The organism is Pseudomonas sp. AC112 (assembly GCF_979253545.1).
The window spans coordinates 1,351,556-1,368,426 of sequence record NZ_CEEDCM010000001.1 but is presented as its reverse complement, the minus strand read 5'-3'; the positions used below and the strand labels follow the sequence as shown (position 1 = coordinate 1,368,426).

The following is a 16,871-nucleotide window of genomic DNA, read 5'->3' as shown; positions in this document are numbered from 1 at the left end:
AACGTTACATGAGGAAGATCCCATGCACATTTTGCTGACCGGCGGTACAGGCCTGATCGGCCGTCAACTCTGCCAGCACTGGCTTGCCCAGGGCCATCGCCTGACGGTGTGGAGCCGTCATCCGGACCAAATCGCCAAGCTGTGCGGCGAGCAGGTCACGGGTGTTGCTAGCCTGCAAGAGGTTATTGGCCCGGTCGACGCGGTCATTAACCTTGCAGGGGCGCCCATCGCTGATCGCCCTTGGACCCACAAGCGCAAGGCGTTGTTGTGGAGCAGCCGCATCAGCCTCACCGAAACCCTGCTGGCGTGGCTGGAAACCCTGGCGCAAAAACCAGCGGTGTTGGTTTCGGGCTCGGCGGTGGGCTGGTACGGCGACGGCGGCGAGCGCGAGTTGACTGAAGCCAGCGGCCCGGTGCAGGACGATTTCCCCAGCCAGTTGTGCATCGCCTGGGAAGAAACCGCCCAGCGCGCCGAAGCCCTGGGCGTACGCGTGGTGCTGGTGCGCACCGGCCTGGTGCTGGCGGCGCAGGGCGGCTTTTTGTCGCGGCTATTGCTGCCGTTCAAACTGGCGCTGGGCGGGCCTATCGGCAATGGTCGGCAGTGGATGCCGTGGGTGCATATCAAGGATCAAATCGCCCTGATTGATTTTCTTCTGCACAAGCCTGACGCCAGCGGTCCTTATAATGCCTGCGCGCCACACCCGGTGCGCAATCGCGAGTTTGCGAAAACCCTGGGCCAGGTGCTGCACCGCCCGGCGTTCATGCCGATGCCGGCCTTCGCGTTGAAGGTGGGCCTGGGCGAGTTGTCCGGCCTGTTGCTGGGTGGGCAGAAGGCGGTGCCCGAACGCTTGCTGGCCGCCGGTTTCACTTTCCAGTTCACTGAGTTGCGCGCGGCCCTGGACGACTTGTCCAGCCGCCTCTAGAGATAGGATGTTGCATGACGGATCACGCGTTGTTACTGGTCAACCTCGGCTCGCCAAAGTCCACGTCGGTGGCCGATGTACGCAGCTACCTTAATCAGTTCCTGATGGACCCTTATGTGATCGACCTGCCGTGGCCGGTGCGGCGTCTGCTGGTGTCGTTGATCCTGATCAAGCGTCCCGAGCAGTCGGCCCACGCCTACGCCTCGATCTGGTGGGACGAAGGCTCGCCGTTGGTGGTGCTCAGTCGCCGCCTGCAACAGCAGATGACTGCGCAGTGGACCCAAGGCCCGGTGGAATTGGCGATGCGCTACGGCGAGCCGTCGATTGAAAGCGTACTGACGCGTCTCGCCGCCCAGGGCATCCGCAAAGTGACCTTGGCGCCGTTGTACCCGCAGTTTGCCGACAGTACTGTGACCACGGTGATTGAAGAGGCCAAGCGGGTTGTACGTGATAAGAAGCTGAGCGTGCAGTTCTCGATCTTGCAGCCGTTCTACGACCAGCCGGAATACCTCGACGCGCTCGCGGCGAGCGTCCGCTCCTATGTGGAGCAGGATTACGATCACCTGCTGCTGAGTTTCCACGGCCTGCCAGAGCGTCATCTGACCAAACTCGACCCGACAGGCCAGCATTGCTTCAAGGATGCCGACTGCTGCAAGAATGCCTCGCCTGAGGTGTTGAAAACCTGCTACCGCGCGCAATGTTTCAGCGTTGCCCGCGATTTTGCTGAACGACTGGGCTTGCCGGAGGATAAATGGTCGGTGGCGTTCCAATCACGCCTGGGCCGTGCCAAATGGATCGAACCCTACACCGAAGCGCGCTTGGAAGCCCTGGCTAAGCAAGGCGTGAAAAAGCTGCTGGTGATGTGCCCGGCGTTTGTCGCCGATTGCATCGAGACGCTGGAGGAAATCGGCGATCGTGGGCTCGAGCAGTTCCGCGAGGCTGGGGGGGAAGAGTTGGTATTGGTGCCGTGCTTGAATGATGATCCGCAGTGGGCGAAGGCGCTCAATACCTTGTGCGAGCGGGCGCCGACAACGCTGTAACCGAACCCAGTAAAGATCAACCTGTGGGAGCGGGCTTGCTCGCGAATGCGGTGGATCAGTCAAGTAACCAGTGACTGAAACACCGCATGCGCGAGCAAGCCCGCTCCCACAGTTTTTACCGCATTACAGGTTGAGGGTCAGGCTGACCGTGAGATTGCGCGGCTCACCCGGATTGATCCAATAGTTGCTGTACGACCGCTCGTAGTACTTCTCATCGAACAGGTTGTTGAGGTTCAAGCCCACCGTGACGTTCTCCGTAGCCTTGTAATGGGCCAGCAGATCAACGGTGCGATAGGCCGGTAGCTCAAACTGCGTACCGGCCTCTCCGGAACGATCGCCCACATACGTGAACGCCGCGCCCAGGTCCGAGCCGCGCAACGCGCCATCCTGGAACTCATACACCCCCAATAGACTGCCGCTGTGCTTGGCCACGCCAAGGATCCGGCTGCCGGCAGGAATGGCCTTATCGCCCTTGGTCACTTCGGCGTCGATGTAGGCAAACGCGCCAATCACCCGCACGGCATCGGTCACTTGCCCGGTCAGTTGCAGGTCAAAACCCTGGCTGCGCGCCTTGCCCACGGCGCGGTTGAGGTTGGTGGCCGGGTCCAGGGTCAGTACGTTTTCCTTTTCGATATGGAAGGCGGCGAGGGTGGCGCTGAGGCGGTCGTCGAACAGCTCGCTCTTGATTCCCACTTCATAGCCCACGCCTTCTTCAGGCTTGAAGGATTTGTTGTTGGCGTCCAGGCCGCTATTGGGCTTGAACGACGTTGATGCATTGGCGAACACCCCGACTTGCGGTGTGAGCTGATAGAGCAGGCCGGCGCGTTGGGTAAAGGCGTCGTGGGTCTGCTTGCTCTCGGCGTGGTTGCGCGTGAAGTCGTCGATACTCTGCTCGAAATGTTCGAAACGCGCACCGACCATACCGCGCAGGCGGTCGGTAAAGATGATTTGGTCTTGCAGGTTCAGCGCGTGGCTTTTGGTCTGTTCGAGGAAGTCAGTGCCGGAACGCGCGCCGTTAGGTTTGGGTTGGCCGTAGACCGGGTTGTAGAGGTCAATGGGGTAGCGACTACCGCCGATAGTAGTCACGCGTTCTTTCTTGCGGTAATCCTCGTATTCGGTGCCGATCAGCAACTCGTGCTGCCAACTGCCGATATCGAACATTCCCCGCAGTTCAAGCTGGGTGATGCTGTCGTGCCAACCCGTGGAGCGTTCGCGGTAGCGGCGGTCGATGGTGTGGCCATCGGCGTTCAATGCGCGGTTTTCCGAGGCGTCGCCCCACAGGCTGCCTTGCTTGTAGTGGCTGGCCAGGCGCAGTTTCCAGGCGTCGTTGAGGTGATGCTCAAGGGTCGCCTGAATGCGGTTGTTGTGGTTGTCGATATCGCCATCGTTGGGTTCGCCGAGGAAGGTGGAGCGGGATACGCCGCTGGCGTCGACAATGCCGCGGTCGAAGGTGGAGCTGTGGCGCACGAACTCGCTTTCCACCAGCAGGCTGGTGTCCGGGTCCAATTGCCAACTGAACGAAGGCGCGACGAATACCCGCTTGCTTTGCACGTGGTCGCGGAGGCTGTGGTTGTCTTCTACCGCCAGGTTGACCCGCGACAGCACGTTGCCCTCACTGTCCAGCGGCGTGTTGAGGTCGATGGCGGTGCGATAGCGGTCCCAACTGCCGGCGCTGGTTTGCAGGGTGGTGAAGGCTTCTGGCTGGGGCTTTTTGCTCACGATGTTCACGGTACCGCCGGGATCGCCACGGCCATACAGGCTGGCGGCGGGGCCCTTGAGCACTTCGATGCGTTCGATGTTCGCCGCGTCGGGTGTGCTCGGGTAGCCACGGTTAGCGCTGAAGCCGTCCTGGTAGAACTCCGACGTGGTAAAGCCGCGCACGCTGTATTCGTAGAGGGTCAGGCCGCCAAAGTTGTTTTGCTTGGACACGCCGCCGGCAAATTCCAGGGCGCGCTCGACGCTGGTGCTGCCCAGATCCTTGAGCACCGTGGCGGGAATCACGCTGATGGACTGTGGGATATCACGAAGGGCGGTGTCGGTTTTGGTTGCGCTGGCAGAGCGGGTGGCGCGGTAGCCCTTCACCGGAGAGGTAGCGGACTCATAAGCGTCGGTGGTGACGCTGATGGTGTCGAGTTCCAGGGTGTTTTCTTCGGCGAAGGCGGGGTCGAGCAGTAAACCCAAGGCCAGGCCAGCCAAGGGGGCGGTTCTTCGAGACGGCATGATAGAGCGTTCCAATAGCGATATTGAAACAATATAACATGACCAATGAGAATGAATTGCTTTGAAATATCAGCTTACAGATGCCCGCGTACGAGCACCTGTGTGCGAGGGGTTATTCCTCTTCCTTGACCGGCGCAGGCGGCGGACGCAGGCCGATTTCTGCCAGCAACTTGATCTCTTTGCCGTTGCGCATCACCTGGATTGCCACCTTATCGGTCGGCTTGATCCGCGCCACCTGGTTCATCGACTTGCGGCCATCACCGGCCGGTTCGCCATTGATGCTGAGGATCACATCGCCCAGTTGCAGGCCGGCTTTCTGTGCCGGGCCGTCGCGGAAGATCCCGGCGACCACGATGCCAGGACGCCCGGTCAAGCCAAAGGACTCGGCCAGTTCCTTGGTCAACGGCTGCACTTCGATCCCCAGCCAGCCGCGAATTACCTGGCCGTGCTCGATGATTGACTTCATCACTTCCATCGCCAGCTTCACCGGGATCGCAAACCCGATGCCCTGTGAGCCGCCGGACTTGGAGAAAATCGCCGTGTTGATACCGGTCAGGTTGCCATTGGCATCCACCAGCGCACCGCCGGAGTTGCCTGGGTTGATCGCGGCGTCGGTCTGGATGAAATCTTCGTAGCTATTAAGGCCCAACTGGTTACGCCCGGTGGCGCTGATGATGCCCATGGTCACAGTCTGGCCCACGCCGAACGGGTTGCCGATGGCCAGCGCCACGTCGCCCACGCGCAAACCGTCGGAACGGCCGAGGGTGATCGAAGGCAGGCTCTTGAGGTCGATCTTCAGGACCGCGAGATCGGTTTCCGGGTCGCTGCCCACCACACGGGCCAGGGTTTCGCGACCGTCGCGCAAGGCCACCACAATCTGGTCGGCGCCAGTGGTCACGTGGTTGTTGGTGAGGATGTAGCCTTCGGGGCTCATGATCACCCCGGAACCCAGGCTGGACTCCATGCGCCGCTGCTTGGGCCCGTTGTCACCGAAATAGCGGCGAAACTGCGGGTCTTCAAACAGCGGATGGGCCGGCTTGTTGATGACCTTGGTGGTATACAAGTTGACCACCGCCGGGGCGGCGATGGTGACCGCGTCGGCATAGGTCACCGGGCCTTGCACCACCGCGTTGCTCTGCGGTGCCTGCTGCAGGTTTACATCAAGGCTGGGAAGACCCACCAGCTCGGGGAAACGCTGAATAATCAACATCGCGATCAGCACGCCAGCCAACAATGGCCATCCAAAAAAACGCAGCGCCTTGAGCATCAAGTAAGTCCTGACAGGTTGCAGGGGGCGGGAGAGCGCCCATAATGTCGCGCATTATACGAGGCTGCGAGCGCCTTCGAACGGGATATTTAGGAGTCTTTTATGGCCGTCCCCCTTACCACCCTCGTCGAGGAAGCGGACCGCTACCTCGGCAGTGCAAAAATTGCCGATTATTGCCCCAATGGCCTGCAGGTCGAGGGGCGGCCCCAGGTGATGCGCATCGTCAGTGGCGTGACCGCCAGCCAAGCCCTGCTCGATGCGGCCGTCGAGGCCCAGGCTGATCTGATCCTGGTGCACCACGGGTATTTCTGGAAGGGCGAAAACCCCTGCATCACCGGCATGAAGCAGCGCCGCCTGAAAACCCTGCTCAAGCACGACATCAGCCTGTTGGCCTACCATCTGCCTTTGGACTTGCACCCCGATGTCGGCAATAACGTGCAACTTGCACGTCAGTTGGATATCACGGTCGAAGGCCCGCTGGACCCGAGCAACCCCAAAATCGTCGGACTGGTCGGCTCCCTCGCCGAGCCCCTGTCGCCCCGTGATTTCGCCCGCCGTGTGCAGGAGGTCATGGGCCGTGAACCGCTGCTGATCGAAGGCAGCGAAATGATCCGCCGTGTCGGCTGGTGCACAGGCGGTGGCCAGGGCTACATCGACGACGCGATTGCGGCCGGTGTCGACCTGTACCTGAGCGGTGAAGCCTCCGAGCAGACCTTCCACAGTGCCCGCGAGAACGACATCAGCTTCATCGCCGCCGGCCACCATGCCACCGAGCGTTATGGCGTGCAGGCGCTGGGGGATTACCTGGCGCGGCGCTTTGCGCTGGAGCATTTGTTCATCGATTGCCCAAACCCGATCTGATCACGCTTGTAGGCGCTGGCTTGCCGGCGATGGCGTCCTATGGATTGGCGCATCCCTTGAGGGCCCCATCGCCGGCAAGCCGGCTCCTACAAGGGCCGTGCGCACCCGAACGGACAGGTATATTCATATACCGTTTCGATCTAGCCCGCGCCCTGAATAGAAGCAGGTGCTGTGCTAGCATGCCCCGCTCGAACACGGCCCGCTGGCCGTCCATAAGATCGTTTTTCCGTGAGTAACCATGGTCGACAAACTGACGCATCTGAAACAGCTGGAGGCGGAAAGCATCCACATCATCCGCGAGGTCGCCGCCGAGTTCGATAACCCGGTGATGCTCTACTCGATCGGTAAAGACTCCGCCGTGATGCTGCACCTGGCACGCAAGGCCTTTTTCCCGGGCAAGCTGCCGTTCCCGGTGATGCACGTCGACACCCGCTGGAAATTCCAGGAGATGTACAAGTTCCGCGACAAGATGGTCGAGGAACTGGGCCTGGACCTGATCACCCACGTCAACCCGGACGGCGTGGCGCAGGGTATCAACCCGTTCACCCACGGCAGCGCCAAACACACCGACATCATGAAGACCGAAGGCCTCAAGCAGGCCCTGGACAAGCATGGTTTCGACGCAGCCTTTGGCGGCGCCCGTCGCGATGAAGAGAAATCCCGCGCCAAAGAGCGCGTGTACTCGTTCCGCGACAGCAAGCACCGCTGGGACCCGAAAAACCAGCGCCCCGAGCTGTGGAATGTCTACAACGGCAACGTCAACAAGGGTGAGTCCATCCGCGTGTTCCCGCTGTCCAACTGGACCGAACTGGACATCTGGCAGTACATCTACCTGGAAGGCATCCCGATCGTGCCGCTGTACTTCGCCGCCGAGCGCGAAGTGATCGAGAAGAACGGCACGTTGATCATGATCGACGACGACCGCATCCTCGAGCACCTGTCCGACGAAGACAAAGCCCGAATCGTCAAAAAGAAAGTACGTTTCCGTACCCTTGGCTGCTACCCGTTGACGGGCGCGGTGGAGTCCGAAGCCGAGACGCTGACGGACATCATTCAGGAAATGCTCCTGACGCGAACTTCCGAGCGCCAGGGCCGTGTCATCGACCACGATGGTGCAGGCTCGATGGAAGATAAAAAACGTCAAGGCTATTTCTAAGGGGCTGTCATGTCGCATCAATCTGATTTGATCAGCGAGGACATCCTCGCCTACCTGGGCCAGCACGAGCGCAAGGAAATGTTGCGCTTCCTGACCTGTGGCAACGTCGACGACGGCAAGAGCACCCTGATCGGGCGCCTGCTGCACGACTCCAAGATGATCTACGAAGATCACCTGGAAGCCATCACCCGCGATTCGAAGAAGTCCGGCACCACCGGCGATGATATCGACCTGGCACTGCTGGTCGACGGCCTGCAGGCCGAGCGTGAGCAAGGCATCACCATCGACGTTGCCTACCGCTACTTCTCCACCGCCAAGCGCAAATTCATCATCGCCGACACCCCCGGCCATGAGCAGTACACCCGCAACATGGCCACCGGTGCCTCTACCTGTGACCTGGCGATCATCCTGATCGACGCCCGCTACGGCGTGCAGACCCAGACCCGTCGCCATAGCTTTATCGCCTCGTTGCTGGGCATCAAGCACATCGTGGTGGCCGTCAACAAGATGGACATCAATGGCTTCGACCAAAGCGTATTCGAGCAGATCAAGGCCGATTACCTGAAGTTCGCCGACGGGATTGCCTCCAAGCCGAGCACCCTGGCCTTCGTGCCGATGTCGGCGCTCAAGGGCGACAACGTGGTGAACAAGAGTGAGCGTTCGCCTTGGTACACCGGGCAGTCGCTGATGGAGATCCTCGAAACCGTCGAGATCGCCAACGACCGCAACTACACCGACCTGCGTTTCCCGGTGCAGTACGTCAACCGTCCGAACCTGAACTTCCGTGGTTTTGCCGGCACCTTGGCCAGCGGCATCGTGCACAAGGGCGACGAAGTCGTGGTGCTGCCGTCGGGCAAGAGCAGTCGCGTCAAATCCATCGTCACCTTTGAAGGTGAGCTGGAACACGCCGGCCCAGGCCAGGCCGTGACCCTGACCATGGAAGACGAGATCGACATCTCCCGTGGCGACCTGCTGGTACACGCCGACAACGTGCCGCAAGTGACCGATGCCTTCGACGCCATGCTGGTGTGGATGGCCGAGGAGCCGATGCTGCCGGGCAAGAAATACGACATCAAGCGCGCCACCAGCTACGTGCCGGGTTCCATCACCAGTATCGTGCACCGTGTGGACGTGAACACCCTGGCCGAAGGCCCGGCGAGTTCGCTGCAGTTGAACGAGATCGGCCGGGTCAAGGTCAGCCTCGACGCCGCCATCGCCCTGGACGGTTACGACAGCAACCGCACCACTGGCGCGTTCATTGTCATCGACCGTTTGACCAACGGCACCGTGGCGGCGGGCATGATCATCGCGCCGCCGGTCACCCACGGCAGCTCGGCGCAGCACGGCAAGCTGGCTCACGTCGCCACCGAAGAGCGCGCACTGCGCTTTGGTCAGCAACCGGCTACCGTGTTGTTCAGCGGCCTGTCGGGCGCTGGCAAGAGCACCTTGGCCTACGCGGTTGAGCGCAAGCTCTTCGACATGGGCCGTGCGGTGTTCGTGCTGGATGGCCAGAACCTGCGTCACGACCTGAACAAGGGCTTGCCGCAGGACCGCGCCGGTCGCACCGAGAATTGGCGTCGTGCCGCTCACGTGGCGCGCCAGTTCAACGAAGCCGGCCTGCTGACCCTGGCCGCGTTCGTGGCCCCGGATGCCGAGGGCCGTGAACAAGCCAAGGCGCTGATCGGCGCCGACCGCCTCCTGACCGTCTACGTGCAAGCGTCGCCGCTGGTGTGCGCCGAGCGTGATCCGCAAGGCTTGTACGCTGCCGGTGGGGATAACATCCCTGGCGAGTCCTTCCCGTATGACGTGCCGTTGAATGCCGACCTGGTCATCGACACCCAGGCCCTGTCGCTGGAAGAAAGCGTCAAGCAAGTGCTGGAGCTGTTGCGCCAGCGCGGCGCGATCTAACCCTCGCGGCCACAAAAAAGCCCGCCACCGAGTGATCGGTGGCGGGCTTTTGCATTGTGGTGTTGCGTCGGACGCTATCGCCGGCAAGCCGGCTCCTACATTGGAATGCGAGCAATTGTAGGAGCCGGCTTGCCGGCGATGGGGCCCTCAAGGCTTGCGCGGATATTCCTGATGCAGCGTGTCCAGCAGCGCATCTTTCTCTTCCCACAACCGGTTGATCCAGCCCTGGAACGCCGTCCGATACTCCCCATCCTGCTCATAATTCTTGCCAATGAACGCGGCCGGGATCTGCACTTCTTCGAACTGCACCACCACATCCTTCACATTCCCACACAGCAAATCCCAATACCCAGGACGCCCGGCCGGGTAGTGAATGGTCACGTTTACCAGTGACTTCAACTGCTCGCCCATGGCATCCAGCACAAACGCAATACCGCCAGCCTTGGGCTTGAGCAAGTAGCGAAATGGCGAGTTCTGCTGCGCATGTTTGCCCGGCGTAAACCGTGTGCCCTCGGCAAAGTTGAAAATACCCACCGGATTGTCGCGAAACTTCGCACAGGTCTTGCGGGTGGTTTCCAGGTCCTTGCCTTTCTTTTCCGGGTGTTTTTCCAGGTAGGCCTTGGTGTAGCGCTTCATGAACGGAAAACCCAGCGCCCACCACGCCAGGCCAATCACCGGCACCCAGATCAGCTCCTGCTTGAGGAAGAATTTCAGCGGGCGAATACGCCGGTTCAGCACGTATTGCAGCACCATGATGTCGACCCAGCTCTGGTGGTTGCTGGTCACCAGGTACGAGTGCTGGTAATCAAGGCCTTCAAGCCCGGTCAGGTGCCAGCGGGTGCGGCGTACCAGGTTCATCCAGCCCTTGTTGTTGGTCACCCACGCCTCATGGGTGTGGTTCATCAGCCATTCGCTGAAACGCTTGGCAAATGGCAGCGCCTTGAACAGCGCCACGATAAACAGGAACGAACACAGCAGGATCGTGTTCAGCGCCAGCAACAGCGAAGCGATCACCCCGCGCACGGCGGCAGGTAGAAAATCCAGCATTTAGATATCCATAGGTCGGTTGGCGGCTTGGATCGCGGTGAGCGCGATGGTGTACACGATGTCGTCTACCTGGGCGCCACGCGGCAGGTCGTTGACCGGCTTGCGCAGGCCCTGGAGCATTGGCCCCAGGCTTACGCAATCGGCGCTGCGCTGCACGGCCTTGTGCGTGGTGTTGCCGGTGTTGAGGTCGGGGAACACAAACACTGTGGCCTTGCCGGCGACCTGGCTGTTGGGGGCCAGTTGCCGGGCCACGTTCTCGTTGGCGGCAGCGTCGTATTGCAGCGGCCCGTCGATCAGCAGCGAGCTTTGCTGCTCGTGGGCGAGCAGGGTGGCTTCGCGGACTTTTTCCACTTCTTCGCCGCTGGCCGAGTCACCGCTGGAATAGCTGATCATCGCCACCCGCGGGGTAATGCCGAACGCGGCCGCCGAGTCGGCGCTTTGCAGGGCAATTTCCGCCAGTTCGGCGGCGCTCGGGTGCGGGTTCATCACGCAGTCGCCGTACACCAGCACCTGTTCGGGGAACAGCATGAAGAACACCGACGACACCAGGGTGCAGCCCGGCGCGGTCTTGATCAGCTGCAGGGCAGGGCGGATGGTGTTGGCGGTGGAGTGAATGACGCCGGAGACCAGGCCGTCCACTTCATCCAGCGCGAGCATCATGGTGGCGATCACCACCGTGTCTTCCAATTGCTGCTCGGCCATCGGCGCGTTGAGGCTCTTGCTCTTGCGCAGCGCCACCATCGGCTCGACGTAGCGTTGCCGAATCAGGTCCGGATCGAGGATCTCCAGGCCTTCGGGCAGTTCGATGCCCTGGGCGCGGGCGACGGCTTCCACGTCTGCCGGCTTGGCCAGCAGCACGCAGCGGGCAATGCCCCGCGCCTGGCAGATGGCGGCGGCTTGCACGGTCAGTGGCTCGCTGCCTTCGGGTAGCACGATGCGTTTGTTGGCGGCCTGGGCGCGCTGGATCAACTGGTAGCGGAACACTGCTGGCGACAGGCGCATTTCCCGTGGTGTGCCGCAGCGTTGGTGCAGCCAGCGCGCATCCAGATGGCTGGCGACGAAATCGGTGATGATCTCCGCACGCTCGCGGTCATCGATGGGTATTTCTTTGTTGAGGCTGTTGAGTTGGTTGGCGGTGTCGTAGGAGCCGGTGCTCACTGATAGCACTGGCAGCCCGGCCTGGAAGGCGCCACGGCACAACTCCATGATGCGCGGGTCGGGCAGGGTGTCGCTGGTCAGCAGCAGGCCGGCCAGGGGCACACCGTTGATCGCCGCCAGGCTGACAGCGAGGATGATGTCGTCGCGGTCGCCGGGCGTCACCACCAGCACGCCGGGCTTGAGCAACTCCACGGTGTTGCGCATGGTGCGGGCGCAAATGATGATCTTGGTCATGCGCCGGCTTTCGTAGTCACCGGCGTTGAGGATCTGCGCCCCCATCAGGTCGGCGACGTCGCGGGTGCGCGGCGCGTTGAGTTCCGGCTGGTAGGGGATGCAGCCGAGCAGGCGGAAATCGCCGCTGCGCAACAGTGGCGAATGTTCTTTGAGGCGTGCCGAGAAGGCTTCCATGCTTTCATCGGTGCGCACCTTGTTGAGGATCACACCGAGTACTTTCGGGTCTTTGGGGCCGCCGAACAGCTGGGCCTGCAATTCCACGCGCCCGGAGAGTTCGGTGAGCACTTCGTTTTCCGGGGCGGACACCAGGATCACTTCCGCATCCAGGCTCTTGGCCAGGTGCAGGTTGACCCGCGCCGCGTAGCTGGCGCTGCGGGTGGGCACCATGCCTTCAACGATCAGCACGTCCTTGCCCACGGCCGCTTGCTGGTACAGCGTGATGATTTCTTCGAGCAGTTCGTCGAGCTGGCCGTCACCGAGCATGCGCTCTACATGGGCCAGGCCCAGGGGCTGTGGCGGCTTGAGGCCGTGGGTGCGCGCCACCAGTTCGGTGGAGCGCTCGGGGCCGGTATCGCCGGGATGTGGCTGGGCAATCGGCTTGAAAAAGCCGACTTTCAGCCCGGCTCGCTCAAGGGTACGCACCAGCCCTAGGCTGATGGAGGTCAGACCCACACCAAAATCGGTGGGCGCGATAAAAAAAGTCTGCATGCGAATTCTCTGGAGGTGCATGGCTTGGGTGGCGCTCTATGGCTGAGCGTCTACCGCGAATCAAGCGCCAAGGTTATCGTTATTCGCGCTCCTGCGCACACCAGCCGCAGGCAAAGGGCTGGCCTATTTTTTCAAGGCGTTGCGTGGGGTCGAGTACCCAGGCGCGGGACTGCCAGGGTGGCTGGTGGCGCAGGTGCTGGGTATGGCCGCAGGACAGCTCGACGACCCAGTGCTGGTCTTCGTCCTGGTGGAACCCGATGATGAAGGATGCCGTTGATCGGTCCCGTCCGTCCGGGTTCTGTTCGCTTTCGGGCAAATCCTTGTTTAGACTTGTCCGTTCTTCATTCTTATGCAAAAGGTCTCGCCCCATGACGATCGCCGCTAACAAGGCTGTCTCCATCGACTATACCCTGACCAACGACGCTGGTGAGGTCATCGACAGCTCCGCCGGCGGCGCGCCGCTGGTCTACCTGCAAGGCGCAGGTAACATCATCCCAGGCCTGGAAAAGGCGCTGGAAGGCAAGAACGTCGGTGATGAGCTGACCGTTGCCGTAGAACCTGAAGATGCCTACGGCGAGTACTCGGCCGAACTGGTCAGCACCCTGAGCCGCAGCATGTTCGAAGGCGTTGACGAACTGGAAGTGGGCATGCAGTTCCACGCTTCCGCGCCGGACGGCCAAATGCAGATCGTCACCATTCGTGACCTGGACGGCGACGACGTGACCGTCGACGGCAACCACCCTTTGGCTGGCCAGCGCTTGAACTTCCAAGTGAAGATCGTTGCCATCCGCGACGCTTCCCAGGAAGAAGTGGCTCACGGCCACGTCCACGGTGAAGGCGGTCATCACCATTGATCGTGGTTTGATCAATAGGTAACAAAAACGCCCCGACTGGTTCGGGGCGTTTTTTTTTGCCTGTGTTTTTTGGTGGATCGATTTCCTGTGGCGAGCGGGCCTGTTGTGGTGAGCGGGCTTGCCCCGCGCGGGGGGGGGGGGGGGGGCGAAGCGGCCCTAAAACCTGGGACTGGGTTCTGTCTGGAGGAACGCGTTGAATGTATTGGGGCTGCTGCGCAGCCCAGCGCGGGGCAAGCCCGCTCACCACAGAAGCTTCCCACCACAAGAGGGTTTGTAAGGCGCAAACAAAAATGCCCCGGACCTTTCGGTACGGGGCATTTCTTAACTGTTTCGCAACCAGGGTTGCGTTGCAGTTGTTACCACTTAGGCTGCAGCAGGAACGCTCAGAGCCTTGATGTGGCCATTCAGGCGGCTCTTATGGCGAGCGGCCTTGTTCTTGTGGATGATGCCTTTATCGGCCATGCGGTCGATAACTGGCACAGCCAGAACGTAAGCAGCTTGGGCTTTTTCAGCGTCTTTGGTGTCGATGGCTTTAACTACATTCTTGATGTAGGTACGAACCATGGAACGCAGGCTGGCGTTGTGGCTGCGACGCTTCTCAGCCTGTTTTGCACGTTTTTTGGCGGAAGGTGTGTTGGCCACCGTCGAGCTCCTCGAAAGACTTTTTAGGAAATAGCAAACAAAATAGGCCGCGAATCATGCCGATGACTTGATGGGTTGTCAAGGGCGGCTGATGCGAACTGCTGAGTGGTCGATCTGAAGAGGCGGGTGATTTATTTCCGGCGCTTGACCTGTAAACTCGCGAGCTTTGGCTCTGTGCTGTTGCAGGCGCGCAGTATCGCATAAGTAGGCGCTTTGTTCGCCTGCTCTTTATCTAAAGGCGCAAACTCTTTCAATGAATCTGCTCAAATCGTTGGCCGCCGTCAGCTCTATCACGATGATCTCCCGGGTTCTGGGGTTTGTGCGTGACACCTTGCTGGCGCGCATTTTTGGCGCCAGCATGGCCACGGATGCCTTCTTTATTGCCTTCAAATTGCCCAACCTGCTGCGGCGGATCTTCGCCGAAGGCGCGTTTTCCCAGGCGTTCGTGCCGATCCTGGCCGAGTACAAGACCCAGCAGGGCGAGGAAGCCACGCGCACCTTTATTGCCTATGTCTCGGGCCTGTTGACCCTGGTGCTGATGCTGGTGACCATCCTTGGCATGCTCGCCGCCCCCTGGGTGATCTGGGCCACGGCCCCCGGTTTTGCCAATACCCCGGAAAAATTCGCGCTGACCACCGATCTGCTGCGGGTGACCTTTCCTTATATATTGCTGATCTCCCTTTCATCCCTGGCCGGGGCGATCCTCAATACCTGGAACCGTTTCTCGGTGCCGGCCTTCGTACCGACCCTGCTGAACGTCAGCATGATCATCTTCGCGCTGTTCCTTACCCCGTATTTCGACCCACCGGTAATGGCACTTGGCTGGGCCGTACTGGCCGGCGGCCTGGCGCAACTGCTCTACCAGCTGCCGCACCTGAAAAAGATCGGCATGCTCGTGTTGCCGCGCCTGAACCTCAAGGACACGGGCGTGTGGCGCGTGATGCGCAATATGTTGCCGGCGATCCTCGGCGTGTCGGTCAGCCAGATTTCGCTGATTATCAACACGGCGTTCGCTTCGCTGCTGGTGTCTGGCTCGGTGTCGTGGATGTACTACGCCGACCGCCTGATGGAATTGCCGTCCGGCGTGCTGGGCGTGGCGCTGGGCACGATTCTGCTGCCAACCCTGGCGCGCACCTACGCCAGTAAAGACCGCCAGGAATACTCGCGCATCCTCGACTGGGGCCTGCGCCTGTGCTTTGTGCTGGTGCTGCCATGTGCGCTGGCGCTGGGGATCCTGGCCGAACCGTTGACCGTGTCGTTGTTTCAATACGGCCAGTTCGATGCCCATGACGCCTTGATGACGCAGCACGCGCTGGTCGCTTATTCCGTCGGTCTGCTCGGCATTATCGTGATCAAGGTGCTGGCCCCCGGCTTCTATGCCCAGCAAAACATCCGTACGCCGGTCAAAATCGCGATATTCACGCTAATCGTCACGCAACTGCTCAACCTGGTGTTTATCGGCCCGCTGGCTCACGCTGGCCTGGCCCTGGCGATCAGCGCCGGCGCATGTATCAATGCCGGGCTGTTGTTTTACCAACTGCGCAAACAGCAAATGTTCCAGCCGCAGCCAGGTTGGGGCCTGTTTGCCCTCAAGTTGCTGGTGGCGGTGGGGGCGATGTCAGCGGTGCTGTTGGGCTTGATGCACTTTATGCCCGCCTGGGACGAGGGCCATATGCTGGAGCGCTTCCTGCGCCTGGGCGTGCTGGTCGTCGCTGGCGTGGTGGTGTACTTCGGGATGTTGCTGCTGCAAGGCTTCCGGCTGCGGGATTTCAATCGCAAGTCGCTGAGCTAGAGAGTTTGCCGCGATAAAACGGTTGTTTTATCGATTCGATCCATTTGGCCCGTGCTGTTGCCTGTCGTCCGGGGCCGGGTGTGGTTATAATCGACCACTTTATGAGCAAGAAGCGCGTTATGCAGCTGGTTCGAGGTCTCCACAACCTGCGCCCCGAGCATCGGGGCTGCGTCGCCACTATTGGCAACTTTGACGGTGTTCACCGTGGCCACCAGGCTATCCTGGCTAGGCTGCGCGAGCGTGCGGTCGAGTTGGGCGTGCCCAGCTGCGTGGTGATTTTCGAGCCACAGCCGCGGGAATACTTCACGCCCGAGACAGCGCCGGCGCGCCTGGCCCGCCTGCGGGACAAGCTGCAACTGCTGGCCGAAGAAGGCGTGGACCGCGTCCTCTGCCTGGCTTTCAACCAGCGTTTGCAAAGCCTGAGCGCCGCCGAGTTCGTCGACCGTATCCTGGTCGATGGCCTGGGCGTGCAGCACCTGGAGGTCGGTGACGATTTCCGTTTTGGTTGCGACCGCGTGGGGGATTTCGATTTCCTGCAGCATGCCGGCGTCAACCAGGGGTTTACCGTCGAAGCCGCGCAAACCGTTGAACTGGACGGCCTGCGCGTGAGCAGTACCCAGGTGCGTAACGCCCTGGCTGCTGCCGACTTCGCCTTGGCCGAACGGTTGCTCGGCCGCCCGTTCCGCATTGCCGGGCGGGTCCTGCACGGCCAGAAGCTGGCGCGCCAATTGGGCACGCCAACCGCCAACGTGCAACTCAAGCGCCGTCGTGTGCCGCTGACCGGGGTCTACCTGGTGAGCGTCGACATCGACGGCCAACCGTGGCCGGGAGTCGCCAACATAGGCGTCAGGCCCACGGTTGCAGGTGATGGCAAGGCCCACCTGGAAGTACATCTGCTGGATTTTGCCGGTGATCTGTATGACCGGCGTTTGACGGTGGTTTTCCACCAGAAGCTGCGTGAAGAGCAGCGTTTCGCCTCCCTTGAGGCGTTGAAAACGGCGATCAATGCGGATGTCGCCGCCGCCCGTGCACTAGCCGCACCTAGCGCCCATCGCTAACCGA

General features: G+C 61.2%; 14 protein-coding genes. 8 read left to right on the top strand and 6 right to left on the bottom strand.

What is annotated here, in order from left to right:
• The first annotated feature begins 22 nt into the window (after window positions 1-22).
• Both AC0IYN_RS06485 and hemH read left to right on the top strand, forming a co-directional pair.
• Window positions 23-922: a TIGR01777 family oxidoreductase gene (locus AC0IYN_RS06485; RefSeq protein ID WP_406598435.1), complete on the top strand. Its 900-nt coding sequence runs from the start codon at window positions 23-25 to the stop codon at window positions 920-922.
• 14 nt (window positions 923-936) lie between these two features.
• On the top strand, window positions 937-1,962 hold the full coding sequence (gene hemH / locus AC0IYN_RS06480) for a ferrochelatase (protein WP_457248011.1): 1,026 nt from the start codon (window positions 937-939) through the stop codon (window positions 1,960-1,962).
• Window positions 1,963-2,085: 123 nt separating this feature from the next.
• On the opposite strand, the gene AC0IYN_RS06475 is transcribed toward hemH, so the two are convergent.
• Both AC0IYN_RS06475 and algW read right to left on the bottom strand, forming a co-directional pair.
• The gene (locus AC0IYN_RS06475; RefSeq protein ID WP_471840836.1) at window positions 2,086-4,182 is read right to left on the bottom strand and encodes a TonB-dependent siderophore receptor; all 2,097 of its coding nucleotides are present in this window, start codon (window positions 4,180-4,182) and stop codon (window positions 2,086-2,088) included.
• Between the two features lie 112 nt (window positions 4,183-4,294).
• Entirely contained in the window at window positions 4,295-5,449 is a 1,155-nt protein-coding gene (gene algW, locus AC0IYN_RS06470) for a Do family serine endopeptidase AlgW (protein ID WP_034102043.1), read from the bottom strand.
• Between the two features lie 102 nt (window positions 5,450-5,551).
• Here algW and AC0IYN_RS06465 point away from each other — a divergent pair, with 102 nt between their 5' ends.
• From AC0IYN_RS06465 to cysN, 3 genes are all read left to right on the top strand, one after another.
• Window positions 5,552-6,310, top strand: a complete 759-nt coding sequence (locus AC0IYN_RS06465) for a Nif3-like dinuclear metal center hexameric protein (protein WP_016977054.1) — start codon at window positions 5,552-5,554, stop codon at window positions 6,308-6,310.
• A gap of 238 nt (window positions 6,311-6,548) precedes the next feature.
• Entirely contained in the window at window positions 6,549-7,466 is a 918-nt protein-coding gene (cysD, locus tag AC0IYN_RS06460; RefSeq protein WP_005784641.1) for a sulfate adenylyltransferase subunit CysD, read from the top strand.
• A gap of 9 nt (window positions 7,467-7,475) precedes the next feature.
• Window positions 7,476-9,374: a sulfate adenylyltransferase subunit CysN gene (gene cysN / locus AC0IYN_RS06455; protein ID WP_471840832.1), complete on the top strand. Its 1,899-nt coding sequence runs from the start codon at window positions 7,476-7,478 to the stop codon at window positions 9,372-9,374.
• Between the two features lie 147 nt (window positions 9,375-9,521).
• Here the strand turns inward: cysN and AC0IYN_RS06450 are convergent, their stop codons facing one another.
• The 3 genes from AC0IYN_RS06450 to AC0IYN_RS06440 all read right to left on the bottom strand — a co-directional run bounded on the left by AC0IYN_RS06450 (window position 9,522) and on the right by AC0IYN_RS06440 (window position 12,891).
• Window positions 9,522-10,421 carry an acyltransferase gene (locus AC0IYN_RS06450; RefSeq protein ID WP_471840830.1) on the bottom strand — a complete coding sequence of 300 codons (900 nt, stop codon included), beginning with the start codon at window positions 10,419-10,421 and terminating at the stop codon, window positions 9,522-9,524.
• The gene (pta, locus tag AC0IYN_RS06445; RefSeq protein WP_457239314.1) at window positions 10,422-12,521 is read right to left on the bottom strand and encodes a phosphate acetyltransferase; all 2,100 of its coding nucleotides are present in this window, start codon (window positions 12,519-12,521) and stop codon (window positions 10,422-10,424) included. It abuts the gene before it with no gap.
• A 79-nt stretch (window positions 12,522-12,600) separates the two neighbouring features.
• Window positions 12,601-12,891 carry a DUF3565 domain-containing protein gene (locus AC0IYN_RS06440; protein ID WP_457249041.1) on the bottom strand — a complete coding sequence of 97 codons (291 nt, stop codon included), beginning with the start codon at window positions 12,889-12,891 and terminating at the stop codon, window positions 12,601-12,603.
• Here AC0IYN_RS06440 and AC0IYN_RS06435 point away from each other — a divergent pair.
• Window positions 12,890-13,375 carry an FKBP-type peptidyl-prolyl cis-trans isomerase gene (locus AC0IYN_RS06435; protein WP_003188398.1) on the top strand — a complete coding sequence of 162 codons (486 nt, stop codon included), beginning with the start codon at window positions 12,890-12,892 and terminating at the stop codon, window positions 13,373-13,375. The two genes, AC0IYN_RS06440 and AC0IYN_RS06435, sit on opposite strands and share 2 nt — an antisense overlap.
• Before the next feature lie 363 nt (window positions 13,376-13,738).
• Here the strand turns inward: AC0IYN_RS06435 and rpsT are convergent, their stop codons facing one another.
• Entirely contained in the window at window positions 13,739-14,017 is a 279-nt protein-coding gene (gene rpsT, locus AC0IYN_RS06430; RefSeq protein WP_003188401.1) for a 30S ribosomal protein S20, read from the bottom strand.
• Window positions 14,018-14,270: 253 nt separating this feature from the next.
• On the opposite strand from rpsT, the gene murJ reads away from it, so the two are divergent.
• Both murJ and ribF read left to right on the top strand, forming a co-directional pair.
• Window positions 14,271-15,809: a murein biosynthesis integral membrane protein MurJ gene (gene murJ / locus AC0IYN_RS06425; protein ID WP_406599104.1), complete on the top strand. Its 1,539-nt coding sequence runs from the start codon at window positions 14,271-14,273 to the stop codon at window positions 15,807-15,809.
• 119 nt (window positions 15,810-15,928) lie between these two features.
• A complete protein-coding gene (ribF, locus tag AC0IYN_RS06420; RefSeq protein WP_078740647.1) occupies window positions 15,929-16,867 on the top strand; it encodes a bifunctional riboflavin kinase/FAD synthetase in 939 nt (312 codons plus the stop codon).
• Window positions 16,868-16,871: the final 4 nt, after the last annotated feature.